Below are 26,999 nucleotides of genomic sequence, written 5' to 3'. Positions count from 1 at the left end.
CTACCGCACGAAGATCCCCGCCTGGCTCGCCAGGTCCAGGAAGTACTGCGGGGCGAGGCCGAGCACCAGGGTGACCGCGACGCCGATGCCGATGGTGGTCATCGTCAGCGGGGACGGGACGGCGACCGTGGGGCCGTCCGCCTTCGGCTCCTGGAAGAACATCAGGACGATGACCCGGATGTAGAAGAACGCGGCGATCGCCGAGGAGATCACACCGACCACGACGAGTCCGCCCGCGCCGCCGTCCGCCGCCGCCTTGAACACGGCGAACTTGCCGGAGAAGCCGGAGGTGAGCGGGATACCGGCGAAGGCCAGCAGGAACACCGCGAAGACGGCGGCGGTCAGCGGGGAGCGCCGGCCGAGCCCGGCCCACTTCGACAGGTGGGTCGCCTCGCCGCCCGCGTCGCGCACCAGGGTGACGACGGCGAAGGCGCCGACCGTCACGAAGGAGTAGGCGACGAGGTAGAAGAGGACCGAGGAGATGCCCTCCGCAGTGGTCGCGATGACACCGGCGAGGATGAACCCGGCGTGCGCGATCGAGGAGTAGGCGAGCAGCCGCTTGATGTCGGTCTGGGTGATCGCGACGATCGCACCGCCCAGCATGGTGACGATGGACACGCCCCACATGACCGGCCGCCAGTCCCAGGCGAGGCCGGGGAGCACGACGTACAGCAGCCGGAGCAGCGCGCCGAACGCGGCGACCTTGGTGGCGGCGGCCATGAAACCGGTGACCGGGGTCGGTGCGCCCTGGTAGACGTCCGGGGTCCACATGTGGAACGGCACCGCGCCGACCTTGAAGAGCAGCCCCATCAGGATCATCGCGCCACCGATGAGGAGCAGCGCGTCGTTGCCCATGGTGGAGGCGAGGGCGGGGTCGATCTCGGTGACCGAGCCGTCGACGACGCTCGCGATGGTGGCGTACGAGACGGAGCCCGCGTAGCCGTAGAGGAGGGCGATCCCGAAGAGGAGGAACGCCGAGGAGAACGCGCCGAGCAGGAAGTACTTCACCGCGGCCTCCTGCGACATCAGCCGCTTGCGGCGGGCGAGGGCGCAGAGGAGGTAGAGCGGCAGGGAGAAGACTTCGAGCGCGACGAAGAGGGTCAGCAGGTCGTTGGCGGCCGGGAAGACCAGCATGCCCGCGACGGCGAAGAGGAGGAGGGGGAACACCTCGGTGGTGGTGAACCCGGCGCGGACCGCCTGTTTCTCGCTGTCGCTGCCCGGGACGGACCCGGCCTGTGCGACGAAGGAGTCGACCCGGTTGCCCTGCGGGGCGGGGTCGAGCCGCCGCTCGGCGAAGGTGAAGACCGCGACGATCGAGGCCAGCAGGATGGTGCCCTGCAGGAAGAGCGCCGGGCCGTCCACCGCGACGGCGCCCATCGCGGCGATGTGGGCCTTGGTCGTGCCGTACCCGCCGGCGGCGAGCCCGACGACCGCGGCGAACGCGGCGGCCAGGGCGACGACGGTGAGGAGGACCTGCGTGAGGTACCGGCCCCGGCGGGGCACGAAGGCTTCCGCCAGGACGCCGAGCACCGCCGCGCCGACCACGATCAGGACGGGGGTGAGTTGGGCGTACTCGATGGTGGGGGCCGTGAACTTCACGTCCGGTGCGGCCGTCGTCACCCCGCCCGCCACGGTCCACAGGCTGTGGACAGCTGTTGCGCTCACTTGGCGGCCTCCACCTCGGGCTGGGGGTCCTGCTTCTGTACGTCGGACATGGTGTGCTCCACCGCCGGGTCGACGATCTCGGTGAGCGGCTTCGGGAAGACGCCCAGGAAGATCAGCAGCGCGATCAGCGGTACGACCACGGCCAGTTCGCGGACCCGCAGGTCCGGCATGCCCTGGACGGTGGCCTTCACCGGGCCGGTCATGGTGCGCTGGTAGAGCACCAGGACGTAGAGCGCGGCGAGGACGATGCCGGTGGTGGCGATGATCCCGACCACCGGGTAGGCGCTGAACACCCCGACCAGGACGAGGAACTCGCTGACGAACGGGGCGAGTCCGGGCAGCGAGAGGGTGGCGAGGCCGCCGATGAGGAAGGTGCCCGCGAGGATCGGGGCGACCTTCTGCACTCCGCCGTAGTCGGCGATGAGACGGGAGCCGCGCCGGGTGATGAGGAAGCCGGCGACCAGCATCAGCGCGGCCGTCGAGATGCCGTGGTTGACCATGTAGAGCGTGGCGCCCGACTGGCCCTGGCTGGTCATCGCGAAGATGCCCAGGATGATGAAGCCGAAGTGGGAGATCGACGCGTAGGCGATCAGCCGCTTGATGTCGCGCTGGCCGACCGCGAGGAGCGCGCCGTACACGATGGAGACCAGCGCGAGGACGAGGATCACCGGGGTGGCCCACTTGCTGGCCTCGGGGAAGAGCTGGAGGCAGAAGCGGAGCATCGCGAAGGTGCCGACCTTGTCGACGATCGCGGTGATCAGCACGGCGACGGGTGCGGTCGCCTCGCCCATGGCGTTGGGCAGCCAGGTGTGCAGCGGCCAGAGCGGGGCCTTCACCGCGAAGGCGAAGAAGAACCCGAGGAAGAGCCACCGCTCGGTACTGGTCGCCATCTCCAGCGAGCCGTTCGCGCGGGCCTCGGCGATCTCCGAGAGCGAGAAGCTTCCGGCGACGGCGTACAGCCCGATGACGGCGGCCAGCATGATGAGGCCGCCGACGAGGTTGTAGAGGAGGAACTTCACGGCGGCGTACGAGCGCTGGGCCGAGGCGTTCTCGTCGGTGCCCGCGTGGGCCCGGTCCCCGAAGCCGCCGATGAGGAAGTACATCGGGATGAGCATGGCTTCGAAGAGGATGTAGAAGAGGAAGACGTCGGTGGCCTCGAAGGAGAGGATCACCATCGCCTCCACCATCAGGATCAGGGCGAAGAATCCCTGGGTGGGGCGCCACCGGGAGGACTGGGTCTCCAGGGGGTCGGCGTCGTGCCAGCCGGCCAGGATCACGAACGGGATGAGCAGCGCGGTGAGCGCGAGGAGCGCCACCCCGATGCCGTCCACGCCGAGTTCGTACCGGACGCCGAAGTCGGCGATCCAGGCGTGCGACTCGGTGAGCTGGTAGCGGTCGCCGCCGGGCTCGAAGCGGACGAACACGATCGCCGCGAGCACCAGGGTGGCCAGCGAGACGAGCAGCGCCAGCCATTTCGCGGCGGTGCGCCGCTGGGCCGGGACGGCGGCGGTGGCGATGGCGCCGATCGCGGGGAGTGCCGCCGCCGCTGTCAGGAGGGGAAAGGACATGTGATCAGACCGCCCTCATCAGCAGGGTCGCGGCGATGAGGACCGCCGTACCGCCGAACATCGAGACCGCGTAGGAGCGGGCGTAGCCGTTCTGCAGGGTGCGCAGCCGGCCGGAGAGCCCGCCGACCGAGGCGGCCGTGCCGTTGACGACGCCGTCGACCAGCGTGTGGTCGACGTAGACCAGGGAGCGGGTGAGGTGCTCGCCGCCGCGGACCAGGACCACGTGGTTGAAGTCGTCCTGGAGGAGGTCGCGGCGGGCGGCCCGGGTGAGCAGCGAGCCGCGCGGGGCGAGGGCGGGCACCGGCCTGCGGCCGTACATCGCCCAGGCGATGGCGACACCGATGACGAGCACCACCATGGTGGCACCGGTGACGGTGCTCGCGCCGACCGGGGAGTCCCCGTGGTCGTGGCCGGTAACCGGCTCCAGCCAGTGCAGGAACCGGTCGCCGATGGAGAAGAAGCCGCCCGCGAAGACCGAGCCGAAGGCGAGCACGATCATCGGGATCGTCATCGACTTCGGGGACTCGTGCGGATGCGGTTCACGCCCCTCGGCGTCCGGCTGCCAGCGCTTCTCGCCGAAGAAGGTCATCAGCATCACGCGGGTCATGTAGAACGCGGTGATCGCGGCGCCCAGCAGGGTCACGGCGCCGAGGATCCAGCCCTCGGTGCCGCCCTTGGCGAAGGCCGCCTCGATGATCTTGTCCTTGGAGAAGAATCCGGAGAGGCCGGGGAAGCCGATGATGGCGAGGTAGCCGAGGCCGAAGGTGATGAAGGTGACCGGCATGTACTTCCGCAGGCCGCCGAACTTCCTCATGTCGACCTCGTCGTTCATGCCGTGCATGACCGAGCCGGCGCCGAGGAAGAGTCCGGCCTTGAAGAAGCCGTGCGTCACCAGGTGCATGATCGCGAAGACGTAGCCGATGGGGCCGAGGCCCGCGGCGAGGATCATGTAGCCGATCTGCGACATCGTCGAGCCGGCCAGCGCCTTCTTGATGTCGTCCTTGGCGCAACCGACGATCGCACCGAAGAGGAGCGTGACCGCTCCGACGACGGTGACGACGAGCTGTGCGTCCGGGGCGGCGTTGAAGATCGCGCCGGAACGGACGATGAGGTACACACCGGCGGTGACCATGGTCGCGGCGTGGATGAGGGCGGAGACCGGGGTCGGGCCCTCCATCGCGTCGCCGAGCCAGGACTGGAGGGGCACCTGCGCGGACTTGCCGCAGGCGGCCAGCAGCAGCATCAGGCCGATCGCGGTGAGCTTGCCCTCGCTGGTGTCGCCGGTCGCCCCGAGCACCGGCCCGAAGGCGAAGGTGCCGAAGGTGGTGAACATCAGCATGATCGCGATGGAGAGGCCCATGTCGCCGACCCGGTTGACCAGGAAGGCCTTCTTGGCGGCGGTCGCCGCGCTGGGCTTGTGCTGCCAGAAGCCGATGAGGAGGTACGAGGCGAGGCCGACGCCCTCCCATCCGACGTACAGCAGAAGGTAGTTGTCGGCGAGGACCAGGATGAGCATCGCCGCGACGAAGAGGTTGAGATAGCCGAAGAAGCGGCGACGGCGTTCGTCGTGCTCCATGTAGCCGATCGAATAGATGTGGATCAGGGTGCCCACACTGGTGATCAGCAGGACGAACGTCATCGACAGCTGGTCGAGCTGGAAGGCGACGTCGGCCTGGAAGCCCTCCACCGGAATCCAGCTGAACAGCTTCTGGTGCAGCAGGCGTTCTTCGGCGCCCTTGCCGAGCATGTCGGCGAAGAGCGCCACCGCCAGGACGAACGACACCCCGGCGAGCAGGGTGCCGAGCCAGTGTCCGGCCCGGTCGAGCCGGCGGCCCCCGCACAGCAGGACGGCCGCTCCGAGCAGGGGCGCCGCGATGAGCAGCGCGATCAGGTTCTCCACGATTCAGCCCCTCACAGCTTCATCAGGCTGGCGTCGTCGACCGAGGCCGAATGGCGGGAGCGGAACAGCGACACGATGATCGCCAGCCCGACGACGACTTCCGCGGCGGCGACGACCATCGTGAAGAACGCGATGATCTGGCCGTCGAGGTTGCCGTGCATGCGGGAGAAGGTGACGAAGGCGAGGTTGCAGGCGTTGAGCATCAGCTCCACGCACATGAACACCACGATCGCGTTCCGCCGGATCAGCACCCCACTGGCGCCGATGGTGAACAGCAGGGCTGCCAGGTAGAGGTAGTTGACGGGATTCACTGGGTGTCCTCCGCATTCCCTGCACGGTCGCCCTGCCGCCTCGACGGCGCTCCCGCGCCGCGGGCGGTGAGGGCGGTGGAGCGGCCGAGCCGCTCACCGGACCGCTGTTCCAGTGCCTTGAGATCGGCGAGCGCCTCCTCGGAGACGTCGCGGATCTGTCCGCGGTCGCGCAGGGTGCGCATCACGGTCAGCTCGGCCGGGGTGCCGTCGGGGAGCAGGCCGGCGATGTCCACGGCGTTGTGCCGGGCGTAGACACCGGGGGCGGGCAGCGGCGGCAGGTGGTTCGAGCGGACCCGGGCCTCGGACATCTCCCGCTGGTTGAGCGCGCGTTCGGTGCGCTCCTTGTGGGTGAGCACCATCGCTCCGACCGTGGCGGTGATGAGGAGGGCGCCGGTGATCTCGAAGGCGAAGACGTACTTGGTGAAGATGAGGTTGGCGAGTCCTTCGACGTTGCCCCCGTGCACGGCGTTGGCGGTGCCCAGGCCGTTGAAGCTGTTCAGGGAGGCGTTGCCGATGCCGGCGACGAGCAGCACCCCGAAGCCGAGACCGCATCCGGCGGCCAGCCAGCGCTGGCCCTTGAGGGTCTCCTTCAGCGAGTCCGCGGCGGTGACGCCGACGAGCATCACGACGAAGAGGAAGAGCATCATGATCGCGCCGGTGTACACGACGACCTGCACGATGCCGAGGAAGTAGGCGCCGTTGGCGAGGTAGAAGACCGCCAGCACGATCATGGTCCCGGCGAGGGAGAGCGCGCTGTGCACGGCCCGCCTCATCAGGACGGTGGAGAGGGCGCCGAGCACGGCGACCGTGGCGAGGATCCAGAACTGCACGGCCTCGCCGGTCGAGGTGGTGGAGGCCGCCGCTGCCAGCGCGCTCATGCGCCCGCCTCCCTCTGCCCGTGCGAACCGTGGGTGGGTGAGCCGTGGCCGTGCTCGTGGGACGCGGCCGAAGCGGCGGCGGAGGCCGGCACCACGGCGTCCTCGTCGTCGCCGGACTCCGGCTTCTCGCCCTTGGACACCGCGCGCTGGCGCTCGGTGCCGGGAGCGGCCTCGGTCACCAGGCCCCGGTAGTAGTCCTGTTCGTCCATGCCGGGGAAGATCGCGTGCGGGCTGTCGACCATGCCCTCCTCCAATCCCGCGAGCAGCTCGTCCTTGGTGTAGATGAGGCTGGCGCGGGTGGTGTTGGCGAGCTCGAACTCGTTGGTCATCGTGAGCGCCCGGGTGGGACACGCCTCGATGCAGAGACCGCAGAGAATGCAGCGCGCGTAGTTGATCTGGTAGACGCGGCCGTACCGTTCGCCCGGGGAGTAGCGCTCCTCGTCGGTGTTGTCCGCGCCTTCGACGTAGATGGCGTCGGCGGGACAGGCCCAGGCGCACAGCTCGCAGCCGACGCACTTCTCCAGGCCGTCCGGGTGCCGGTTGAGCTGGTGACGGCCGTGGAAGCGCGGCGCGGTCACCTTCGACGTCTCCGGGTACTGCTCCGTGAGCCGCTTCTTGAACATGGCCTTGAAGGTCACGCCGAACCCGGCCACGGGGTTCTGGAACTTCTCCCCCGAGGAGTTCGGGGGTTGTGGCTCAGACACGGTCGGCCTCCTTTCCGTCACTCACGTTCTCGTCACTCTGAGTATCGGGTCCACCACTGACAACGAGCTCCCGAGCGCGGCGCGGGGTGCGCCGGGGCACGGGCGGCAGGGTCTGTCCGGGCAGCGGCGGTACGGGGAATCCGCCCGCCATCGGGTCGAACTCGGGCGGCGGACCCGCCTTCGCCTCCTCCTCGCGGCCCTTGCGGTCGCGGACGGTGTCGGCGACGAAGGAGATCAGCAGCACGGCGATCACGGCGCCCGCGACGTACAGCACGGTCCTGGAGAAGTCGTAGCCCTCGTTGTTCAGGGCGCGCACGGTGGCGACCAGCATCAGCCAGACCACCGAGACCGGGATGAGGACCTTCCAGCCGAGCTTCATCAGCTGGTCGTAGCGGACGCGGGGCAGCGAGCCGCGCAGCCAGATGAAGAAGAAGAGGAGTACCTGCACCTTGACGACGAACCAGAGCATCGGCCACCAGCCGTGGTTCGCGCCCTCCCAGAAGGTGCTGATCGGGTACGGGGCCCGCCAGCCGCCCAGGAAGAGGGTCGCGGAGACCGCGGAGACCGTCACCATGTTCACGTACTCGGCGAGCATGAACATCGCGAACTTGATGGAGGAGTACTCGGTGTTGAAGCCGCCGACGAGGTCGCCCTCGGACTCCGGCATGTCGAACGGGGCGCGGTTCGTCTCGCCGACCATGGTGACGATGTAGATGATGAACGAGACCGGCAGCAGGATGACGAACCAGCGGTCCTGTTGCGCCTCCACGATCTTCGAGGTCGACATCGACCCGGAGTAGAGGAAGACCGAGGCGAACGCGGCGCCCATCGCGATCTCGTAGCTGATCATCTGGGCGCAGGACCGGAGCCCGCCGAGGAGCGGGTAGGTCGAGCCGGAGGACCAGCCGGCGAGGACGATGCCGTAGATGCCGACCGAGGCGACCGCGAGGATGTAGAGCATCGCGATCGGCAGGTCGGTGAGCTGCATCGTCGTGCGGTGGCCGAAGATCGACACCTCGTTGCCGGACGGGCCGAACGGGATCACGGCGATCGCCATGAACGCCGGGATGGCCGCGACGATCGGCGCGAGGATGTAGACGACCCGGTCGGCGCGCTTGACGATCAGGTCTTCCTTCAGCATCAGCTTGACGCCGTCGGCGAGCGACTGGAGCAGCCCCCAAGGGCCGTTCCTGTTGGGGCCGATGCGCAGCTGCATCCAGGCGACGACCTTGCGCTCCCAGACGATCGCGAAGAGCACGGTCACCATGAGGAACGCGAAGCAGAAGACCGCCTTGACGACGACCAGCCACCAGGGGTCGGTGCCGAACATCGAGAGGTCCTCGGCGGCCAGCGGGGCGTTGCCGGGCGCCGTGGCCAGGTGAGCGAGGCTGTTCACGCTCGCACCTCCGGTGAGTCTGCGGGGGCTGCGGTGGTGGCGGCGCCGATCCGGACCAGGCCGCCGGGGCGGGCGCCCGTCTGCGCCGGGACGCCGCGTCCGGTGGAGTTGAGCGGTACCCAGACCACCCGGTCCGGCATCTCGGTGATCCGCAGCGGGAGTTCGACGCTGCCGGCCGGTCCGCTGACGGCGAGCAGGTCGCCGTCCTTCACCCCGGTCTCGGCGGCGGTGTGCGCCGAGAGCCGGGCGACGGCGGCGTGCCGGGTACCGGCCAGTGCCTCGTCGCCCTCCTGGAGGCGGCCCAGGTCGAGCAGCATGCGGTGGCCGGCGAGGATCGCCTCGCCGTCGCCGGCCCGGGGCAGCGGGCGGCCGATCTCCCTCGGCGTGCTCGCGTACCCGCCCGTCCAGCCGCCGAGCCGGTCGAGTTCGCGGCGGGCGGCGGCGAGATCGGGCAGTCCGAGGTGGACGTCGAGCGCGTCGGCCAGCATGTGCAGCACCCGGCCGTCGGTCGGGGCGAGGGTACGGGTCATCTGCTCGGGCTTCAGCGCCGCCTGGAACATCCGGGCGCGGCCTTCCCAGTTGAGGAAGGTGCCGGACTTCTCGGCGACGGCGGCCACCGGCAGCACCACGTCGGCGCGGTCGGTGACCTCGCTGGGCCGCAGTTCCAGCGAGACGAGGAAGCCGACCTCGTCCAGTGCGGCCAGTGCGGCGGCCGGGTCCGGCAGGTCGCGGGGTTCGACGCCGGCGACGAGCAGGGCGCCGAGTTCGCCGGTGGCGGCGGCGCCGAGGATCTGGCTCGTGTCACGGCCGTGGCGGGCGGGGAGGTCGGCGAGGCCCCAGAGGGCGGCGACCTCCTGGCGGGCGCGCGGGTCGGTGGCCGGGCGGCCACCGGGCAGCAGGGTCGGCAGGGCCCCGGCCTCCAGTGCCCCGCGCTCCCCGGCCCGGCGCGGGATCCACACCAGGTCGGCGCCGGTGGCGGTGGCGGTGCGCAGGACGGCGGTCAGCGCGCCGGGGACCCCGGCGAGCCGTTCGCCGACGACGATGACGGAGTTCTCGCCGCGCAGCGCTTCGGCGGCGGCGGCTCCGGCCTCGTCGAGCCCGACGCCTCCGGCGAGCGCGTCCAGCCACTCGGTCTCGGTGCCGGGGGCGGCGGGCAGCAGGGTGCCGCCCGCCTTCTCCAGTCCGCGGGTGGCGTGCGAGGCGAGGGCCCAGGTCCGCAGGGCGTGCTTGCGGTGGGCCTTGCGGAGCCGGAGGAAGACGCCGGGCGCCTCCTCCTCGGACTCGAATCCGGCGAGCAGGACCGCCGACGCGTTCTCCAGCGAGGTGTAGGTGGTTCCCTCGCCGTCCAGGTCGTGGCCGCGTCCGGCGACGCGGGCGGCCAGGAAGTCGGCCTCCTCGCCGCTGTGCACCCGGGCCCGGAAGTCGATGTCGTTGGTGCCCAGGGCGACCCGCGCGAACTTGCTGTACGCGTAGGCGTCCTCGACGGTCAGCCGGCCTCCGGTCAGCACCCCGGCGCGGCCGCGCGCGGCGCCGAGTCCCGCGGCGGCGGCGGCGAGCGCCTCCGGCCAGGAGGCGGGTTCGAGGACGCCTTCGGCGTTGCGGACCAGCGGGGTGGTGAGCCGGTCGCGCTGCTGGGCGTACCGGAAGCCGAAGCGGCCCTTGTCGCACAGCCACTCTTCGTTGACCTCGGGGTCGTTGTCCGCGAGGCGGCGCATGACCTTGCCGCGCCGGTGGTCGGTGCGGGTGGCGCAGCCGCCCGCGCAGTGTTCGCAGACCGAGGGCGAGGAGACCAGGTCGAAGGGGCGCGAGCGGAAGCGGTACGCCGCCGAGGTGAGCGCTCCGACCGGGCAGATCTGGATGGTGTTGCCGGAGAAGTACGACTCGAAGGGGTCGCCCTCGCCGATGCCGACCTGCTGGAGCGCGCCGCGCTCGATCAGCTCGATCATCGGGTCGCCGGCCACCTGGTTGGAGAACCGGGTGCAGCGTGCGCAGAGTACGCAGCGTTCGCGGTCCAGCAGCACCTGGGTGGAGATCGGGACGGGCTTCTCGTACGTCCGCTTGCGGCCCTCGAACCGGGATTCCGCCTCGCCGTGCGACATCGCCTGGTTCTGGAGCGGGCACTCGCCGCCCTTGTCGCAGACCGGGCAGTCCAGCGGGTGGTTGATGAGCAGCAGCTCCATCACACCCTTCTGGGCCTTCTCGGCGACGGGTGAGGTGAGCTGCGACTTGACGACCATGCCGTCGGTGCAGGTGATGGTGCAGGAGGCCATCGGCTTGCGCTGGCCCTCCACCTCGACGATGCACTGGCGGCAGGCGCCCGCGGGGTCGAGGAGCGGGTGGTCGCAGAAGCGCGGGATCTCGATGCCGAGTTCCTCGGCGGCACGGATGACCAGGGTCCCCTTGGGGACGCTGGTCTCGATGCCGTCGATGGTCAGCGTGACGAGGTCCTCCGGCGGTACGGCCGCCTGTCCGCCCCCGGAGGGCGCACTCGTGGTGACTGTCATGCGTTCACCCCCCGGTGAGCGTCTCGGTCGTCCTGGTCGTCGGCGTCGTCGGCCCAGAGGGTCGACTTCGCGGGGTCGAAGGGGCAGCCCTTGCCGGTGATGTGCTGCTCGTACTCGTCGCGGAAATACTTCAGCGAGGAGAAGATCGGCGAGGCGGCGCCGTCGCCCAGCGCGCAGAAGGACTTGCCGTTGATGTTGTCGGCGATGTCGTTGAGCTTGTCGAGGTCGCCGGGGCGGCCCTTGCCCGCTTCGATGTCGCGGAGCAACTGGACGAGCCAGTAGGTGCCTTCGCGGCAGGGCGTGCACTTGCCGCAGGACTCGTGGGCGTAGAACTCGGTCCACCGGGTGACGGCCCGCACCACGCAGGTCGTCTCGTCGAAGCACTGGAGCGCCTTGGTGCCGAGCATGGAGCCGGCGGCGCCGACGCCCTCGTAGTCGAGGGGCACGTCGAGGTGTTCGTCGGTGAACATGGGGGTGGACGAGCCGCCCGGGGTCCAGAACTTGAGGCGGTGCCCGGCGCGGATGCCGCCGCTCATGTCGAGCAGTTGGCGGAGCGTGATGCCGAGCGGGGCCTCGTACTGGCCGGGGCCGGTGACGTGGCCGCTGAGCGAGTAGAGCGTGAAGCCCGGGGACTTCTCGCTGCCCATCGACTTGAACCAGTCCTTGCCGCGCTGGAGGATCGCGGGAACCGAGGCGATGGACTCCACGTTGTTCACCACGGTGGGGCAGGCGTACAGACCGGCGACCGCGGGGAAGGGGGGCCGCAGCCGGGGCTGGCCGCGCCGTCCTTCGAGGGAGTCCAGCAGGGCGGTCTCCTCGCCGCAGATGTACGCCCCGGCGCCCGCGTGCACGGTCAGTTCGAGGTCGAGCCCCGGGCCGAGCGCGTCCTTGCCGAGGTATCCGGCCGCGTACGCCTCGCGGACGGCTTCGTGCAGCCGTCGCAGGACGGGGACGACCTCGCCGCGCAGGTAGATGAAGGCGTGCGAGGAGCGGATCGCGTAGCAGGCGATCACGATGCCCTCGATGAGGCTGTGCGGGTTGGCGAAGAGGAGCGGGATGTCCTTGCAGGTGCCGGGCTCCGACTCGTCGGCGTTGACGACGAGGTAGTGCGGCTTGCCGTCGCCCTGCGGGATGAACTGCCACTTCATCCCGGTGGGAAAGCCGGCGCCGCCGCGTCCGCGCAGACCGGAGTCCTTGACGTACGCGATGAGGTCGTCCGGCGACATGGCGAGTGCCTTGCGCAGGCCCTCGTACCCGTCGTGGCGGCGGTAGCTCTCCAGCGTCCACGGTTCCGCTTCGTCCCAGTGGGCGGAGAGAACCGGGGCGAGGAGCTTCTCGGGGCTGGTCCCGTTCCTGTCGATCTCGGCGGCCAAGGTCATCACTCCCCCTCCTCGGCTGCGGGTCCGGCCGGGTGGTCCGGGTCGGAGGCCGATGTCTGCTGCGGTGCGTCGTGCGAGCTGAGGTGCTCGGACGGCGAGGGATCGTGCGGCCGGCCCGCGGGTACGTCCCTGCGCTGGGAGACGACCCGGCGGCCCGGGGCGGCTTCGCCCTTGGCGAGGCGGAGCCCGGCCAGCGAGGCGTGTCCGGCGCCGCCGCTCGCGGCGACCGCGCCGGGGCGCTCGTCGGGGAACCCGGCGAGGATGCGGGCGGTCTCCTTGTACGAGCAGATCGGGGCGCCCCGGGTGGGTTCGACGGTCCGCCCGGCGATGAGGTCGTCGACGAGCTTCGTCGCGCTCTCGGGGGTCTGGTTGTCGAAGAACTCCCAGTTCACCATCACGACGGGTGCGAAGTCGCAGGCCGCGTTGCACTCGATGTGTTCGAGCGTGACCTTGCCGTCCTCGGTGGTCTCGTCGTTGCCGACACCCAGGTGCGTCTTGAGCCGGTCGAAGATGGCGTCGCCGCCCATGACCGCGCAGAGGGTGTTGGTGCAGACGCCCACCTGGTAGTCGCCGCTCGGCTTGCGCCGGTACATCGTGTAGAAGGTCGCGACCGCCGTGACCTCCGCCGTGGTGAGCCCGAGGAGTTCGGCGCAGAGGGCCATGCCCGTACGGGAGACGTACCCCTCCTCGGACTGGACGAGGTGGAGCAGCGGCAGCAGCGCGGAGCGGCTGTCGGGGTAGCGGGCGATCACCTCCCGCGCGTCGGTTTCGAGCCTGGCCCGTACGTCGTCGGGGTAGGCGGGGGCGGGGAGCTGCGGCATCCCCAGACTGACCTCTTGGTTCGCGGTCACCGGTCGACGCCTCCCATCACGGGGTCGATGGACGCGACGGCGACGATGACGTCGGCGACCTGGCCGCCCTCGCACATCGCCGCCATGGCCTGGAGGTTGGTGAAGGACGGGTCCCGGAAGTGGACCCGGTAGGGGCGGGTGCCGCCGTCGGAGACGACGTGCACGCCGAGTTCGCCCTTGGGCGATTCGACGGCGACGTACGCCTGTCCGGCGGGGACCCGGAACCCCTCGGTCACCAGCTTGAAGTGGTGGATCAGGGCCTCCATGGAGGTGCCCATGATCTTCTTGATGTGTTCGAGCGAGTTGCCGAGTCCGTCCGGTCCGAGCGCGAGCTGCGCGGGCCAGGCGATCTTCTTGTCGGCGACCATGACCGGTCCGGGTGCCAGCCGGTCCAGGCACTGCTCGACGATCCGCAGCGACTGGCGCATCTCTTCCAGGCGGATGAGGAAGCGGCCGTAGGAGTCGCAGGTGTCGGCCGTCGGTACGTCGAAGTCGTACGTCTCGTAGCCGCAGTACGGGTCGGTCTTGCGCAGGTCGTGCGGGAGGCCGGCGGACCGGAGCACCGGACCGGTGGCGCCGAGTGCGACGCAGCCGGTGAGGTCGAGGTAGCCGACGTCCTCCATGCGCGCCTTGAAGATCGGGTTACCGGTGGCGAGCTTGTCGTACTCCGGCAGGTTCCGCTTCATGGTGGTGACGAAGGAGCGGATCTGGTCGATCGCACCGGGCGGCAGGTCCTGGGCGAGGCCGCCGGGGCGGACGAACGCGTGGTTCATCCGGAGTCCGGTGATCAGCTCGAAGAGGTCCAGGATCAGCTCACGGTCGCGGAAGCCGTAGATCATGATCGTGGTGGAGCCGAGCTCCATGCCGCCGGTGGCGATGCACACGAGGTGCGAGGAGATCCGGTTCAGCTCCATCAGCAGGACCCGGAGCACGGTCGCACGGTCGGGGATCTGGTCCTCGATGCCGAGGAGCTTCTCGACGGCGAGGCAGTACGCCGTCTCGTTGAAGAACGGCGTCAGGTAGTCCATGCGCGTGACGAACGTGGTGCCCTGGGTCCAGTTCCGGAATTCGAGGTTCTTCTCGATGCCGGTGTGGAGGTAGCCGATGCCGCAGCGGGCTTCGGTGACGGTCTCGCCGTCGATCTCCAGGATCAGCCGCAGCACGCCGTGCGTGGACGGGTGCTGGGGCCCCATGTTGACGATGATGCGTTCGTCGTCGGACTTCACGGCCGCCTCGACGACCTCGTCCCAGTCGCCGCCGGTGACTGTATATACAGTCCCCTCGGTCGTGTCGCGGGGCGTTGCGTGGGAAGTGGTCATCAGGAGTACGACCTCCGCTGGTCCGGAGCCGGGATCTGGGCGCCCTTGTACTCGACGGCGATGCCGCCGAGCGGATAGTCCTTGCGCTGCGGGAAGCCCTGCCAGTCGTCCGGCATCATGATCCGGGTGAGCGCGGGGTGCCCGTCGAAGACGAGCCCGAAGAAGTCGTACGCCTCGCGCTCGTGCCAGTCGTTGGTCGGGTAGACCGCGACCAGCGACGGGACGTGGGGGTCGCTGTCGGGCGCGGACACCTCCAGCCGGATCAGCCGGCCGTGGGTGAGGGACCGCAGGTGGTACACGGCGTGCAGCTCGCGGCCCTTGTCGTCGAGGAAGTGGACCCCGCTGACGCCGGTGCAGAGCTCGAAGCGGAGCGCCGGGTCGTCGCGCAGGGTGCGGGCCACGGTCACCAGGTGCTCGCGCGCGATGTGGAAGGTCAGCTCGCCCCGGTCGACCACGGTCCGCTCGATGGCGTTCTCGGGGACGAGCCCCTGCTCGTCCAGAGCGCCTTCGAGCTCGTCGGCCACCTCGTCGAACCAGCCGCCGTACGGGCGGGGGCTCGCGTGCGGCAGCCGCACCGTCCGGACGAGCCCGCCGTAACCGGAGGTGTCGCCGCCGTTGTCGGCGCCGAACATCCCCTTCCGCACCCGGATGACCTCGCCGCCGTCACTGCGGGGGGCGGGGAGCGCGCTGCCGTCAGCGTTGCTCTGGCCGCTCACGCCGTTCTGGCCGTTGGCGCCGTTCTTGCCGTCGGCGGCGGCGCCGTTGCCGCCGCTGGGGTTGTCGCTCACCGGAGGAGCCCCTTCATCTCGATCAGGGGGAGCGCCTTGAGCGCCGCCTCCTCCGCCTCGCGGGCGGCTTCCTCCGCGTTGACCCCGAGCTTGGAGCCCTGGATCTTCTGGTGGAGTTTGAGGATGGCGTCGATCAGCATCTCGGGACGCGGCGGGCACCCCGGCAAATAGATATCGACGGGGACAATGTGGTCAACACCCTGAACAATGGCGTAATTGTTGAACATACCGCCCGACGATGCACAAACCCCCATGGAAATGACCCACTTGGGGCTCGGCATCTGGTCGTAGACCTGCCGCAGCACGGGCGCCATCTTCTGACTGACCCGCCCGGCGACGATCATCAGGTCCGCCTGGCGCGGCGATCCGCGGAAGACCTCCATCCCGAAGCGGGCGAGGTCGTACCGCCCGGCTCCGGTCGTCATCATCTCGATGGCGCAACAGGCGAGGCCGAAGGTGGCGGGGAAGACCGAAGACTTCCGTACCCATCCGGCGGCCTGCTCGACAGTGGTCAGTACGAAGCCACTTGGCAGTTTCTCTTCGAGTCCCATGTGCCCCTCAGCCCCTCAGTCCCATTCCAGGCCGCCGCGCCGCCACACGTACGCGTAGGCGACGAAGACGGTGAGCACGAAGAGCAGCATCTCCACGAGCCCGAACATCCCCAGGGCGTCGAAGGTGACGGCCCAGGGATAGAGGAAGACGATCTCGATGTCGAAGACGATGAAGAGCATCGCCGTCAGGTAGTACTTGATGGGGAAGCGACCGCCTCCGGCGGGAGTCGGAGTGGGTTCGATACCGCACTCGTACGCTTCGAGCTTTGCCCGGTTGTAGCGCTTGGGGCCGATAAGCGTGGCCATGACCACGGAGAAGATCGCAAACCCTGCCCCGAGGGCGCCGAGCACGAGGATGGGCGCGTAGGCATTCACGCTCCTCGCTCCTTCCAGTCGTCCTTGACCGTTGGACCGCATCGGGCGACCGGCTCCCCGCCTCACCAAGATCGTGCACATGTGAGGCAGTTCACAAGCCCGACTGCCCCGCATACTATGCCCGCCATCCTGTGATCTGCGACACGGGGTACACCAACGCCTTTGTGATCTCCACCACCTGACGAACGATCATGAAGTCGGATGAGCGGAGATGTTCGCACGAGAAGGGGCCAAGTGATCACGAGTGGTGACATTCGAAGGCGTTACCGCTGGTCAACGCCCTGGCGCACTATCAACCGATGACCCCTGCGCGCAAATTGGAGATGGACGGACAGGGGTGATATAGGGATTCGCCGGATTCGATGCCACCCGGACGAGCGATTGCGCGGAACGATGTGGACATCGCGGCGGAATGGCGAACTTCCGGGCACACGGGGCACGGAGAGACGTCGGGCAGGGCGGCCGACGACCGCCCGGACTACCGGCCGCGCGAGGGGTCGGGCGACTCTGTGAACGGAGGCACGAGCCCCGGGGTGACCGTCGGGCCGTCCGCGCGGCACCTCCGGAGGGCGTACGGAGAGGAGCGGCCGGACGCTTGGCGGATGCCCGGCCGGGCGCCCGACCGGATGCACGACCCGCCGGTCGAAGGGCGCGCGACACCCGCCGGCCGAAGAGTGCGCGCCAGGCACCGGGCGCGCGTCGGACGGGCGGGGCGCCTACGCAGCCCGCCCGCGCGCGGTTGCCCTTCACAGGCGGCGCACACGGTGACCTGCGTCACCTCGAACCCGATGAGAATCAAGTGGGCTTGGCCATCGACGTGAACGGATGGTAAGTGACGGGCAATTCGGGCGTATTGCCGAAACCCCGTGATCACGGCGTTATGAACCCATGTCCATTTCGTCCGTTACGTCGTCAATGAAGGTTCCACAGAAGCGGATTCTCATATTCCGGACGTAACTGTGTCGCAACACACGTTTCTTGATGGGACCCCTACGGCCCTGATAGCGCTAGTACCCATGTCCCACACCGTTCACATACCCAGCCACCGGAAGCCCCGTCAGCGTTCGTCCAGGACGACGCTGCGGGCCGGAGTTGCCGGTGGCGTGCTCAGCACCATCGCGGTCGCAGGCGCAGCCGGCCCCGCGCAGGCCGAGCCGGTGACCCAGACCATCGAGATGCCCACCCTCACGGCCGGGCTCTCCACCACCGTCGCCGCCTCCGTGCAGGCCACGCAGCAGGTCGCCCTCGACCTCGAAACGCGTGCGTCCGAGGACGCGGCGGCCGAGAGCGCCTCGAAGGCCGCCGCCAAGGCCAAGGCCGAGGCCGTCCGCAAGGCCGAAGCCGAGAAGAAGGCCGAAGCAGCCGCGAAGGCGGAGGCCAAGGAGAAGGCGGAGGCCGCCGAGCGCGCCTCCCGCAGCTCCGCGCGCACCACGCTCAGCGCTTACTCCGGCTCCTCCGCCACCGCGACGACCACCGCCGCCACCTCGTCGTCATCCTCGTCCTCGTCGTCCTCGTCGAGCGTCTCCGGCTCCGCCGCCGCGGTGGTCGCCTTCGCCAAGGCGCAGATCGGCGACGCGTACGTCTCCGGCGGCACCGGCCCGAACTCGTGGGACTGCTCGGGCCTCGTCCAGGCCGCGTACGCCTCGGTCGGCGTCAGCCTGCCGCGCGTCTCGCAGGACCAGTCGGTGGCCGGTACGCAGGTCTCGCTGAGCAACCTCCAGCCCGGCGACATCCTCTACTGGGGCGGCGCGGGCAGCGCGTACCACGTGGCGATCTACGTGGGCGACGGCCAGTTCGTCGGCGCGCAGAACTCCAGCACCGGCACGGTCCAGCGTGACCTCTCCTACGACCAGCCGACGGGCGCGGTCCGGGTTCTCTGATCCCGGCACACCTGATCCGCTGCACACCTGATCCGCTGCACACCCGGTCTGCCGGCGCGCACGCGGACAGCTCCGGGCGGGCGCCTTCACGGGCCGGCCGCACCGAGTGCGTTCACTGATTCACAAGCTCACGGTTCCCCGTGGCGCGCGGCCGAGGGCCGCCCCTCCCCGCTCGGGAGGGGCGGCCCTCGGTGCGTGCGGGGGGGGGTGGGCCCGACCGGGGGGCGGGATCAGTCCGGCAGCCGCTCCAGGAGCCAGCCTCCGAGCTCCCCGGTGATCCGGGTGTGCCCGGTGGTCTCGGACGAGCAGAGGAACTCGTCGAGGTCGCTCTCCTCCGGCGGCAGCCCGTGGACGTTGGCGTAGAGGTCGTCCGGCTGGTCGACGTCGCGGATGGCGACGGCGCTCACGGTCGGGACGAAGCAGATGTCGGCGTGGTTCAGTTCGATCTCGGCGCCGGACTTCTCCAGCATCTCCGCGAGGATGCCGTACGAGTCGAGCGTGCCGCCGGGCGCACCGTCGAGCTCCGGGAAGCCACTGGTGGTGATGGTCTTCTCGGCGGCGGGGAAGAGCCGCTTCAGTTCGGCGACGACGACCTCGTGGCCCTCGGACTGGGTGTAGAAGACGGTGCCGGGATAGATCAGCTCGCCGATGCTGGCGAGTGCGACCTGACCGGGGTTGACGGCCGGCCCGCGGCCGTCGCCGCGCCCGTTGGCCACCGCGATCAGGCGGGGGCGCTGCGGCCAGAATCCGACCGAGCGGAGCTCGGCGAGGAACTTCTCGCGCTCGGGGGCGACGCCGACGGTCTCCGTCTCACGGTCGTAGTGGCGCCACAGCATCTCGCGGGCGGCCGGGCTGTCCATCTGCCGGGCGAACTTGTTGGCCAGGGGGATGAAGTAGGAGAAGGCCTGGAGGCCGATGGGGATGACGGCGCCCCGGTGCGGAGTGTCGTACGAGAGGTACAGCGCCGTCTGGTGGTCGATGCCCTGGCCCTCCAGCTTGGCGAGGACGTACCGGGCGATGATCCCGCCCATGCTGAAGCCGCCCACGGTCAGGGGGGCGTTCCCCTGCCGCTCCGCGATGGTGCGCTGGATGGCTGCGGTGACGGTCTTGGCGTTGTCCAGGATCGAGGCGCTGCGCTCGTCGTAGCCGATGAGGACGACGTCCCGGCCGGACCGGCGGATCTCCGTGAGGAGGGCGTAGTCGCCGCCGTCGTCCAGGCCCTGGAAGAGCTTCTCCAGGTCGGACGGGCCGAGGTTGAAGCCGTCGGCCAGCAGGACCGGCCTACGGATGCCGTCGTGGTTCTCGCCGTAGAAGACGTGGGCGAAGCCGTTCGGGAGTTCCCACTCCTCGTCGGGCCGGGGCGCCGGGTTCGCGCTCGTCGCCTTGGCGTGGGCCGTCCCGCCGACCGCGAACTCGCCGACGCCCTGCTCAGCCTGCTGACCGGACAATGTGATGCTCCTCCGTCTGCGCACGCCCCAGCGACCCGCCGGAACAGCGGGCACGGGAACTGAGGGACGTCACCGAGACAGGGCTCATCATGAGCAGGCCCGGAACACCTGGGCGAGAGGATGCGTCCCGGTTCATCCCTATAGGGGAAGCGGGACGTCCAGGTTTACCGGCCCGCGCGGGCCCTCCGGCCGGCCCGGGCGCACCCCCGGGGGAAGCCCGTACCTGTACCCGTATCCGTAGCCGCCGCCGTGCCGCCGGGCCCGCTCCGTACGTCCAGCAACCGGCGGCGTCGCGGTCAGCCGCGCGCGGACACCGTCTTCTCGATCTGCTCCACCACGAAGTCGGGCCGGTCCTTCGGTACGTCGTGCGAACTGCCGGTCGCGGTGACGAGCGTCCGGTTCGGCGCCTGCCGGACGAACGAGGCGGCGGCGTCGCGCCAGCGCTGGGCGTCCTCGGGCGATCCGTCGAAGGGGGTCTTCTCCGAGACGATGACGTCCACGGGGACGCTGTCCGGCCAGGACATCTTGTTGTACGCCTGGTGGGCCGGGGTGAAGTTCTCGGCGGTCGCGATCAGTTGACGGTTCGCGGGGGCGCTGGGGTCCTTCTTCGCCGCGTCCAGTTCCGGCTGGGTCGCGGCCACGAGCCGGGCGATCTCCTGGTCCGTGAAGAACGGCGGCAGATTGGCGTCCACGAGCACGGAGGCGGAGACCTCCTTCGGGTTCTCCTCGGCGAAGTAGGTCGCGACCTCGCCGGCCTGGGAGTGGGACACCAGGATCACGTCCTTGGTGACACCCAGCGCGGTGAGCCCCGTCCTGAGGTCGCTGACGGCGGCCTCCACGTCCCAGGCCCCCGGTACCGCCTCGCTCTGACCGAGACCGGCCCGGTCGTACGTGATGACCGTCGCACCGGTGTCCGCGTGGAGCCGGGGGACGATGTCGTTCCAGTACGAGGAGTCCTCCCCGCCTCCCGCGTCCAGGACGATGGTGGGGCCGTGGCCGGTGGTGACGTGGAACGCGACCTGGTGACCGTCGCTGTCGATCATGTGCAGCTTCGACGCCCCCGCCGGAGCCGATGCCGATGCCGATGCCGAAGACTTCGGCGGGGCCGCCTTCGGGGCGGCGGAATCCTCCTCTCCGCAGGCGGTGACGATCCCGCCGGTGACTGCCAGCAGAGCGACTGCGGACAGCGCACGGCGGGTACGTCGGGAGAGCGGGAGCATGCGTGACATGGGTGATCCTCGGGTGCCTGGAAACGGAGCACGATCGAAGCCGATCGGTCACGTTCCATCCTCCGAGCGCGCCCGCCCCGGGACCATCCGGTTGGCACGCCGATCGGCGGTGCCGCTGGGGCCAGTGAGCGGGGTGGGGATATCCCCAGGGCGGGCAGGCCGGGCGGGCCGGGCAGGCGGCGGGCGATCGCTTCGTCGCGGCCTCGACTACAGCTCTCGCTCGCCCCGTCGAGGTGATGCCTGGAGTTCCGGTTCCGGCCCCACCAGCACGAACCAGACCGTCTTCGTCTGCCGTCTCCCCCGTCCCTGCACGGTGGCCCCCCAGCGCAGGGACAGTCGGTCCACGATCAGCAGTCCACGGCCGCTCTCCGCGCCGGGCCCCGGAACGGTGAGGGGCAGCGGCTCCGGCTGGTCGTCCGTCACGTGGACGGTGACCCGTTGGGGGGCGATCGCCACGTCCACCCGGATCAGCCTCGACCGCGTGTGGCAGTACACGTTGCCCACCACCTCGCTCACGCACAACCGGGCGTCGTCAACCAGTCCTGGGTGCCCGGTCACCCGTAGGAGTGTGGCCACGAAGTCCCGCGCCAGCTTCGCGGCGTGGGCGTTGTTGGGCGCCACCACCCGGTAGCGGTCGCCGCGTCGGGGCAGCGGCGACCCCTCGGGCGGGGCGGACGGGGGCGGGGTTGCTACGACGGTCATGACGAGTTCTCCCTACGCGATCCGGTCTCCAGTGCGCACGCCCCGGCTCCGACCGCTTCAGCCGAACCATGGTGCGGCTGACCGGTTTGCAGGCGAGACAGCTCAGGCCTCGACGACGCTCGACTGGCACATGCGGAGGACCATAGGGTGCAACTAGGCACCGGAACAAGGTTGCCCCCCGTCTTTCACACGGTCGGGTGGACCATCACGCCACGACCGCGCCAGACTGTGGGGCAGAACAGGGAAGGTGACATGCCACCGAGAGACAACCCGACCGCCCGCCAGGCCCGCCTGGGTGCGGAGTTGAGAAAGTTGCGCGAGAGCGCGGGAAAGACCGCCCGCGAAGCTGCCGGACTGATCTCCACCGACCAAGCTCGCATCAGCCACATCGAAGCGGGTCGCAGCGGCATCGGCGAGGCACGAATCCGACGTCTCGCCATCTTCTACGGCTGCGACGACCGGGCGTTGATCGATGCCCTCTGCGCCATTTCACTGGAGCACCGCGGACAATTCTGGTGGGACGAATACCGCGGCGTACTCGCGCCAGGCTTCCTGGACGTCTCCGAACTGGAGCACCACGCGCGCCACATGCGGTGTCTCCAGTCGGTCACCCTGCCAGGTCTTCTCCAAACCCCGGAGTACGCGCGCGCCCTCTTCGACGGAGTGCTGCCGAAGCTACCCGCCGAAGAGGTGGAGGCGCGCGTGGAGCATCGCATGCGCAGACAGTCGGTCCTCCATCGCGAGAGTCCTCCGCGATTCGAGGCCATCGTCCACGAGGCCAGCCTCCGCATGCGCGTGGGCGGCCGGACGGTAGCGCGCGAGCAACTGGAGCACCTGCTCAAATCGGCCGAGTTGGACGCCGTGACGATACGGGTGATCCCTTTCGCCAGCGACCGGTTCGTGGAGGTCACCCAGACCGTTCTGTACGTCGGCGGCATCGTGCCCGAGCTGGACACCGTGCACGTCGACGCCCCTTTCGGCGGCGTCCATCTGGATGCTGCGGCAGACCTGCGCAGATACCGGATGCAGCTCGACTTCGCGCGAGAAGTAAGCCTGCCGCCGGAGGAGTCGCGAAGCTTCATTCACCACATCGCCCGGGACATGTGAGAATCCGAAGCATGAACACTGAGATCGAGTGGCAGAAGTCGTCCTTCTCCGGAGGCGGCGGCGAACAGTGCGTCGAGATCGCTGAAGAGGCCGGCCAGATCCTGATGCGCGAGAGCGACGATCCGAGCATCGTGACAGTGACGACCCCCGCGAAGTTCGCCGCGTTCATCAAGGGCGTCAAGGCAGGCGAGTTCGACCACTTCGCCCTGTAGGACACTTTCTGCCCCAGTACCGCGCGAGAGCCCCCAGCCGTCCGGCAGGGGGCTCTCGCGCGTGTCTACGACAACAGTGCTCCGGAACACCCTTGCACCGCATTCGGGAGTCAGGCTACCGTCACCCTAAGTCGTTGAGGTCGGTCGGCCACACCGCTCGACCGCACCCCGAACCGGCGTGACGCGCCCTGTCCGCAGCCATGCGGACACATGGGCGCCCCTGCCCCACACTGCGATCGGACGGTCCACCATGCCCAACTCACTCCGGACGACACCCGAGCCCGCCGAGGCACGACGGCGGAGCGGCTTACGGTTCGAGGTGCTCCGCTACGGGCCCGCGAACGGTTTCGTACCCGAACCCCTGGACCTCCGCATCCTGCCCACCCCGCACGACGCCGTCCGCGTCATCCGCAGCCAGCTCCGCGCGAGCCACTTCCTCGGTCTGCCTCCGCACGAAGCCGTGAAGGCCCGCCGCTGGGCGGATCACGGCAGCTGGATTCCCGTCCTCGGCGCGCTGTACCGGGGCGATCCCTGCGGGTTCGTGCTCCGGCTCCGCAAGGGCCGCCACCTGGAGTGGAACGTGCGCCCCCTGACGTACGTACTGCTGTCGCACGCGGAGTGCGGCGCGCACGGCGGCCCCGGAGGCTCCCAGGTCTCCGGACCCGCCGCCGAGCCTCGGCACGCCGTGCCTACCACGTGCAGGGTTTCCCCAAATCCTTGACGCTGTCAGCGAGTTCGATCGGCGATGCGGGCCACCCGACATGCTGCCAGTGGGCGATGCGCCAACTCAGACGCCTCGGCCAGAGCGCCGTGCCGGGCAGTCCGGCCACCGGCATCCACACGGGCCGGCCCCCGTAGTTGTCGAGTTGGTCCTCGGCGCCGGTCTCGCCCTCGGCGTGTACGAGGAAGTAGTGCTGCCGGGTCTCCTCCTTCCACACCCGGGCCACCTCCCGGTCGACGCTCCCGGCGAGCGCGGTCTCCTCCCGCAACTCCCGCAGCACCGCCTCGTGCAGGGTCTCCCCCGCCTCCACGCCGCCGCCGGGGATCTCGTACCAGGTGTAACGGCGGTCGGACTGTTGGATGAGCAGGATCTGTCCGTCGCGGATGACTATCGCACCGGCCCGTACGCGCTTGGGCACGGAGGTCGTCGGGTCCTTCCACCGGGCCGCGCCGCTCTTCGGGCCGCTGACCGCCCAGTCGCGGAGCACCTGCTCCGCCGTGCCGACCGGCCGGATGCGCGCATGCAGCGCCTCCGCGAAGGTGAGGGCCCGGCGGCGGCTCTCGTCCGTCGGTTCTCCGGCACGGGGCAGGTGGTAGAGGCCGACCTCCGTCGGATCGCTCGTGAGCACCAGGGCATCGTCGTCGTACCGCACGTCCGCTCTCATGGACCCGATGGTGTTCGGGGTTCGGAGAGCGCGCAAGGCATTACCCGGCCGAGGGTTCCGCGCTCGCCCAGAAGTTCGCCCGGACACCGCCGGGTCGATCAGGCTTTCGCATCGGCCGGCCGGTAGGTGCACACGTTCACCCCGGCTGCGCTGGTAACCGTCGACACCAGCTCCAGGGTGCGCAGGCCACCGTCCGTCGGGAAGATCGTCTTACCGCCACCGAGCAGTACCGGCATCACCATCAACCGCAACTCGTCGGCCAGGCCCTCCCTCAGGAGGGTCCGCGCAAGGGTGGGGCTGCCCATGACCGCCAGGTCGCCGCCCTCGGTCCCGCGCAGGGCGCGGATGCGGTCGGTGGCCTCGCCGCCGGGGATCAGCGTGGTGTTGGCCCACGACAGGTCCTGGTCGACCAGCGTCTTCGAGACGACGTACTTCGGGATGGCGTTCATCCGGTCGGCGAACGGGTCCCCCGCCCGGTCCGGCCACGCCCCGGCCATCGTCTGCCAGGTACGGCGCCCGAACAGCAGCGCCTCCGCCTTGGCGAGTACCTCGTCGAAGGTCCCGCCCACGACCTCCGGGTCGAAGAACGGGTGCGACCAGCCGCCGTGCGCGAACCCGCCGTCCCTGTCCTCCTCCGGGCCGCCCGGTGCCTGCACGACGCCGTCGAGGCTCATGAACTCACTGATGACGATGCGCACGGGCTCGCTCCCTGGTCTTCCGTCGTCCCACTCGTTGTGTACGTAAGGAAGACAGCCGGCCCGGCGAAAACTCATCGCGGCACGCCGGACGCGGCGGCGAATCCGGAACTTCGGCGACGTCCGGTCGCGCGGCGCCGGAGGCACCGAACCGGAGGTACGGGACCGGGCACGCATCCGCGCCCGGTCCCCCCGCCTCAGGCCTTCGGGGCCACCTTCGACAGTCCGTTGATGATGCGGTCCATCGCGTCGCCGCCGGTCGGGTCGGTGAGGTTGGCCAGCATCTTCAGGGTGAACTTCATCAGGAGCGGGTGGGTGAGGCCGCGCTGGGTGGCGATCTTCATGATCTTCGGGTTGCCGATGATCTTCACGAACGCACGGCCCAGCGTGTAGTAGCCGCCGTAGGTGTCCTTGAGGATCTTCGGGTAGTTGTGCAGGGCCAGTTCGCGCTGGGCCGGGGTCGCGCGGGCGGTGGCCTGCACGATGACGTCGGCGGCGATCTGGCCGGACTCCATGGCGTAGGCGATGCCCTCGCCGTTGAACGGGTTGACGAGGCCGCCCGCGTCGCCGACGAGCAGCAGGCCCTTGGTGTAGTGCGGCTGGCGGTTGAAGGCCATCGGGAGGGCGGCGCCGCGGATGGGCGTCGTCATGTTCTCCGGGGTGTAGCCCCAGTCCGCCGGCATCGAGGCGCACCAGGCCTTGAGGACCTCGCGCCAGTCCAGCTCGCGGAAGGCGGAGGAGGAGTTGAGGATGCCGAGGCCGACGTTGGACGTACCGTCGCCCATGCCGAAGATCCAGCCGTACCCGGGCAGCAGGCGGTCCTGCGGGCCGCGCCGGTCCCAGAGTTCGAGCCAGGACTCCAGGTAGTCGTCGTCGTGGCGGGGCGAGGTGAAGTACGTACGGACCGCGACGCCCATCGGGCGGTCCTCGCGGCGGTGCAGGCCCATGGCGAGGGAGAGCCGGGTGGAGTTGCCGTCGGCGGCGACGACGAGCGGGGCGTGGAAGGTGACCGGGGTCTTCTCCTCGCCGAGCTTGGCGTTGACGCCGGTGATGCGGCCGGTGCGCTCGTCGATGATCGGGGCGCCGACGTTGGCGCGCTCGTACAGCCGCGCGCCCGCCTTCTGGGCCTGCCGGGCGAGCTGCTCGTCGAAGTCGTCGCGCTTGCGGACGAGGCCGTAGTCCGGGTACGAGGCGAGGTCGGGCCAGTCGAGCTGGAGGCGGACGCCGCCGCCGATGATGCGGAGGCCCTTGTTCCGGGACCAGCCGGCCTCTTCGGAGATGTCGATGCCCATGGAGACCAGCTGCTTGGTCGCGCGGGGGGTGAGACCGTCGCCGCAGACCTTCTCCCGGGGGAACGCCGTCTTCTCCAGCAGCAGGACGTCGAGCCCGGCCTTGGCGAGGTAGTACGCGGTCGTGGAGCCGGCTGGGCCCGCTCCGACGACGATCACGTCCGCGCTGTGTTCGGAGAGGGGCTCGGTCACGGTCGGATCTCCCGAAGACTCGAAATCGCGTGCCGCGGGGCACCGGTCCCATGCAGTCTATGGGGACCGGCAGATCAACTTACCGAAGGGCTCCCCGATGACGATCGCGCCTTCCCCCCACCCGACGGTACGTCTGCGGGTTCCCACCGACGAGGACGCCCTGAGCTGGTACCGGACCTTCGACGACCCGGAGGTGATGGAGTTCTTCGGCGGTCGGAGCGCGGAGTTCTCGGTGTACGAGGAGTTGACCGCGCGCCAGCGCCGGCACGACGCCGAACTCGGCTTCTGTCTCTGGACGCTGACCGACGAGGCGGGCGCGGTGCTGGGCTTCACGGGCGCGCAGCCGTGGCCGCACGCCACGTTCGGGCCGGTCGGAGAGATCGAGATCGGCTGGCGGCTGGGACGCGCCGCCTGGGGTCACGGGTACGCCACCGCCGCCGCCCGCACCACTCTGGAACGGGTACGGGCCGCGGGCGTCGGCGAGGTCGTGGCGGTGATCGACTCGCGCAACCGGCGGTCGGCCGCGGTGGCCGAGCGGCTGGGGATGCGCCTCGCCGAGTCGTACGAGATCACCACCGGAATCCCGCGCACGGCGCTCTGCTACCGACTGGAGCTGGGCTGACGGCAGGCGTCTCTGCCCCCGACCGGATTTCGGGGGCAGAGGTGCGCGG

The 26,999-nt window shown here is 69.8% G+C and carries 25 protein-coding genes; 5 read left to right on the top strand and 20 right to left on the bottom strand.

The window, feature by feature from the left end:
- The 14 genes from nuoN to OHT52_RS17855 all read right to left on the bottom strand — a co-directional run bounded on the left by nuoN (position 1) and on the right by OHT52_RS17855 (position 16,189).
- On the bottom strand, positions 1-1,665 hold the full coding sequence (nuoN, locus tag OHT52_RS17920; protein WP_328721221.1) for an NADH-quinone oxidoreductase subunit NuoN: 1,665 nt from the start codon (positions 1,663-1,665) through the stop codon (positions 1-3).
- The gene (locus OHT52_RS17915; protein WP_328721220.1) at positions 1,662-3,233 is read right to left on the bottom strand and encodes an NADH-quinone oxidoreductase subunit M; all 1,572 of its coding nucleotides are present in this window, start codon (positions 3,231-3,233) and stop codon (positions 1,662-1,664) included. Before OHT52_RS17915 ends, nuoN begins: the two co-directional genes overlap by 4 nt.
- A gap of 4 nt (positions 3,234-3,237) precedes the next feature.
- Positions 3,238-5,133, bottom strand: a complete 1,896-nt coding sequence (gene nuoL, locus OHT52_RS17910; RefSeq protein WP_328721219.1) for an NADH-quinone oxidoreductase subunit L — start codon at positions 5,131-5,133, stop codon at positions 3,238-3,240.
- An 11-nt stretch (positions 5,134-5,144) separates the two neighbouring features.
- A complete protein-coding gene (gene nuoK, locus OHT52_RS17905) occupies positions 5,145-5,444 on the bottom strand; it encodes an NADH-quinone oxidoreductase subunit NuoK (RefSeq protein ID WP_024493678.1) in 300 nt (99 codons plus the stop codon).
- Positions 5,441-6,322 carry an NADH-quinone oxidoreductase subunit J gene (locus tag OHT52_RS17900; RefSeq protein ID WP_328721218.1) on the bottom strand — a complete coding sequence of 294 codons (882 nt, stop codon included), beginning with the start codon at positions 6,320-6,322 and terminating at the stop codon, positions 5,441-5,443. The genes nuoK and OHT52_RS17900 overlap by 4 nt, the downstream gene beginning before the upstream one ends.
- Entirely contained in the window at positions 6,319-6,945 is a 627-nt protein-coding gene (nuoI, locus tag OHT52_RS17895) for an NADH-quinone oxidoreductase subunit NuoI (RefSeq protein ID WP_443046800.1), read from the bottom strand. Before nuoI ends, OHT52_RS17900 begins: the two co-directional genes overlap by 4 nt.
- A 73-nt stretch (positions 6,946-7,018) precedes the next feature.
- Positions 7,019-8,422 (bottom strand): NADH-quinone oxidoreductase subunit NuoH, encoded by a 1,404-nt coding sequence (gene nuoH / locus OHT52_RS17890; protein WP_328721216.1) that lies wholly within the window; start codon positions 8,420-8,422, stop codon positions 7,019-7,021.
- A complete protein-coding gene (locus tag OHT52_RS17885) occupies positions 8,419-10,926 on the bottom strand; it encodes an NADH-quinone oxidoreductase subunit G (RefSeq protein ID WP_328721215.1) in 2,508 nt (835 codons plus the stop codon). The genes nuoH and OHT52_RS17885 overlap by 4 nt, the downstream gene beginning before the upstream one ends.
- Positions 10,923-12,305, bottom strand: a complete 1,383-nt coding sequence (gene nuoF, locus OHT52_RS17880) for an NADH-quinone oxidoreductase subunit NuoF (RefSeq protein WP_328721214.1) — start codon at positions 12,303-12,305, stop codon at positions 10,923-10,925. The genes OHT52_RS17885 and nuoF overlap by 4 nt, the downstream gene beginning before the upstream one ends.
- On the bottom strand, positions 12,305-13,126 hold the full coding sequence (nuoE, locus tag OHT52_RS17875; RefSeq protein WP_328723788.1) for an NADH-quinone oxidoreductase subunit NuoE: 822 nt from the start codon (positions 13,124-13,126) through the stop codon (positions 12,305-12,307). Before nuoE ends, nuoF begins: the two co-directional genes overlap by 1 nt.
- A 26-nt stretch (positions 13,127-13,152) precedes the next feature.
- Entirely contained in the window at positions 13,153-14,475 is a 1,323-nt protein-coding gene (locus tag OHT52_RS17870) for an NADH-quinone oxidoreductase subunit D (protein ID WP_328721213.1), read from the bottom strand.
- A complete protein-coding gene (locus OHT52_RS17865; protein ID WP_328723787.1) occupies positions 14,475-15,191 on the bottom strand; it encodes an NADH-quinone oxidoreductase subunit C in 717 nt (238 codons plus the stop codon). Before OHT52_RS17865 ends, OHT52_RS17870 begins: the two co-directional genes overlap by 1 nt.
- 68 nt (positions 15,192-15,259) lie before the next feature.
- Positions 15,260-15,814, bottom strand: a complete 555-nt coding sequence (locus OHT52_RS17860) for a NuoB/complex I 20 kDa subunit family protein (RefSeq protein WP_014154689.1) — start codon at positions 15,812-15,814, stop codon at positions 15,260-15,262.
- Positions 15,815-15,829: 15 nt separating this feature from the next.
- A complete protein-coding gene (locus OHT52_RS17855; protein WP_266705409.1) occupies positions 15,830-16,189 on the bottom strand; it encodes an NADH-quinone oxidoreductase subunit A in 360 nt (119 codons plus the stop codon).
- A gap of 1,016 nt (positions 16,190-17,205) precedes the next feature.
- On the opposite strand from OHT52_RS17855, the gene OHT52_RS17850 reads away from it, so the two are divergent.
- Positions 17,206-18,069, top strand: a complete 864-nt coding sequence (locus OHT52_RS17850; RefSeq protein WP_328721212.1) for a C40 family peptidase — start codon at positions 17,206-17,208, stop codon at positions 18,067-18,069.
- A 230-nt stretch (positions 18,070-18,299) separates the two neighbouring features.
- Here OHT52_RS17850 and OHT52_RS17845 read toward each other — a convergent pair whose 3' ends face one another.
- From OHT52_RS17845 to OHT52_RS17835, 3 genes are all read right to left on the bottom strand, one after another.
- On the bottom strand, positions 18,300-19,517 hold the full coding sequence (locus OHT52_RS17845) for a lipase family alpha/beta hydrolase (protein ID WP_328721211.1): 1,218 nt from the start codon (positions 19,515-19,517) through the stop codon (positions 18,300-18,302).
- Between the two features lie 296 nt (positions 19,518-19,813).
- A complete protein-coding gene (locus OHT52_RS17840; protein WP_328721210.1) occupies positions 19,814-20,746 on the bottom strand; it encodes an alpha/beta fold hydrolase in 933 nt (310 codons plus the stop codon).
- A 207-nt stretch (positions 20,747-20,953) separates the two neighbouring features.
- The gene (locus OHT52_RS17835; protein WP_328721209.1) at positions 20,954-21,448 is read right to left on the bottom strand and encodes an ATP-binding protein; all 495 of its coding nucleotides are present in this window, start codon (positions 21,446-21,448) and stop codon (positions 20,954-20,956) included.
- Between the two features lie 252 nt (positions 21,449-21,700).
- On the opposite strand from OHT52_RS17835, the gene OHT52_RS17830 reads away from it, so the two are divergent.
- The 3 genes from OHT52_RS17830 to OHT52_RS17820 all read left to right on the top strand — a co-directional run bounded on the left by OHT52_RS17830 (position 21,701) and on the right by OHT52_RS17820 (position 23,488).
- Positions 21,701-22,555, top strand: a complete 855-nt coding sequence (locus tag OHT52_RS17830) for a helix-turn-helix domain-containing protein (protein ID WP_328721208.1) — start codon at positions 21,701-21,703, stop codon at positions 22,553-22,555.
- An 11-nt stretch (positions 22,556-22,566) separates the two neighbouring features.
- Positions 22,567-22,767 carry a DUF397 domain-containing protein gene (locus OHT52_RS17825; RefSeq protein WP_328721207.1) on the top strand — a complete coding sequence of 67 codons (201 nt, stop codon included), beginning with the start codon at positions 22,567-22,569 and terminating at the stop codon, positions 22,765-22,767.
- 250 nt (positions 22,768-23,017) lie between these two features.
- Positions 23,018-23,488 carry a hypothetical protein gene (locus tag OHT52_RS17820; protein ID WP_328721206.1) on the top strand — a complete coding sequence of 157 codons (471 nt, stop codon included), beginning with the start codon at positions 23,018-23,020 and terminating at the stop codon, positions 23,486-23,488.
- Here the strand turns inward: OHT52_RS17820 and OHT52_RS17815 are convergent.
- The 3 genes from OHT52_RS17815 to OHT52_RS17805 all read right to left on the bottom strand — a co-directional run bounded on the left by OHT52_RS17815 (position 23,457) and on the right by OHT52_RS17805 (position 26,328).
- Positions 23,457-24,152, bottom strand: a complete 696-nt coding sequence (locus OHT52_RS17815) for an NUDIX hydrolase (protein WP_328721205.1) — start codon at positions 24,150-24,152, stop codon at positions 23,457-23,459. The genes OHT52_RS17820 and OHT52_RS17815 overlap by 32 nt on opposite strands.
- 98 nt (positions 24,153-24,250) lie before the next feature.
- Complete coding sequence (locus tag OHT52_RS17810; protein ID WP_328721204.1) at positions 24,251-24,850, bottom strand: dihydrofolate reductase family protein; 600 nt, start codon at positions 24,848-24,850, stop codon at positions 24,251-24,253.
- 194 nt (positions 24,851-25,044) lie between these two features.
- On the bottom strand, positions 25,045-26,328 hold the full coding sequence (locus tag OHT52_RS17805; protein WP_327176274.1) for a geranylgeranyl reductase family protein: 1,284 nt from the start codon (positions 26,326-26,328) through the stop codon (positions 25,045-25,047).
- 97 nt (positions 26,329-26,425) lie between these two features.
- On the opposite strand from OHT52_RS17805, the gene OHT52_RS17800 reads away from it, so the two are divergent.
- Positions 26,426-26,950, top strand: a complete 525-nt coding sequence (locus tag OHT52_RS17800; RefSeq protein WP_328721203.1) for a GNAT family N-acetyltransferase — start codon at positions 26,426-26,428, stop codon at positions 26,948-26,950.
- Positions 26,951-26,999 lie beyond the last annotated feature (49 nt).

Origin of the sequence: Streptomyces sp. NBC_00247 (genome assembly GCF_036188265.1) — a bacterium.
Classification (GTDB): Bacteria; Actinomycetota; Actinomycetes; order Streptomycetales; family Streptomycetaceae; genus Streptomyces.
The sequence above is the reverse complement of the archived record's forward strand: the minus strand, read 5'-3'. Positions and strand labels throughout refer to the sequence as shown.

Coding starts and splice junctions, on each gene's coding strand:
- OHT52_RS17825 (WP_328721207.1), top strand. CDS start 22,567: ATGAACACTGAGATCGAGTGGCAGAAGTCGTCCTTCTCCGGAGGCGGC.
- OHT52_RS17840 (WP_328721210.1), bottom strand. CDS start 20,746: ATGTCACGCATGCTCCCGCTCTCCCGACGTACCCGCCGTGCGCTGTCC.
- OHT52_RS17835 (WP_328721209.1), bottom strand. CDS start 21,448: ATGACCGTCGTAGCAACCCCGCCCCCGTCCGCCCCGCCCGAGGGGTCG.
- nuoE (WP_328723788.1), bottom strand. CDS start 13,126: ATGCCGCAGCTCCCCGCCCCCGCCTACCCCGACGACGTACGGGCCAGG.
- nuoF (WP_328721214.1), bottom strand. CDS start 12,305: ATGACCTTGGCCGCCGAGATCGACAGGAACGGGACCAGCCCCGAGAAG.
- OHT52_RS17860 (WP_014154689.1), bottom strand. CDS start 15,814: ATGGGACTCGAAGAGAAACTGCCAAGTGGCTTCGTACTGACCACTGTC.
- OHT52_RS17915 (WP_328721220.1), bottom strand. CDS start 3,233: ATGTCCTTTCCCCTCCTGACAGCGGCGGCGGCACTCCCCGCGATCGGC.
- OHT52_RS17900 (WP_328721218.1), bottom strand. CDS start 6,322: ATGAGCGCGCTGGCAGCGGCGGCCTCCACCACCTCGACCGGCGAGGCC.
- OHT52_RS17800 (WP_328721203.1), top strand. CDS start 26,426: ATGACGATCGCGCCTTCCCCCCACCCGACGGTACGTCTGCGGGTTCCC.
- OHT52_RS17820 (WP_328721206.1), top strand. CDS start 23,018: ATGCCCAACTCACTCCGGACGACACCCGAGCCCGCCGAGGCACGACGG.
- nuoI (WP_443046800.1), bottom strand. CDS start 6,945: ATGTTCAAGAAGCGGCTCACGGAGCAGTACCCGGAGACGTCGAAGGTG.
- OHT52_RS17885 (WP_328721215.1), bottom strand. CDS start 10,926: ATGACAGTCACCACGAGTGCGCCCTCCGGGGGCGGACAGGCGGCCGTA.
- OHT52_RS17830 (WP_328721208.1), top strand. CDS start 21,701: ATGCCACCGAGAGACAACCCGACCGCCCGCCAGGCCCGCCTGGGTGCG.
- OHT52_RS17870 (WP_328721213.1), bottom strand. CDS start 14,475: ATGACCACTTCCCACGCAACGCCCCGCGACACGACCGAGGGGACTGTA.
- OHT52_RS17850 (WP_328721212.1), top strand. CDS start 17,206: ATGTCCCACACCGTTCACATACCCAGCCACCGGAAGCCCCGTCAGCGT.
- OHT52_RS17815 (WP_328721205.1), bottom strand. CDS start 24,152: ATGAGAGCGGACGTGCGGTACGACGACGATGCCCTGGTGCTCACGAGC.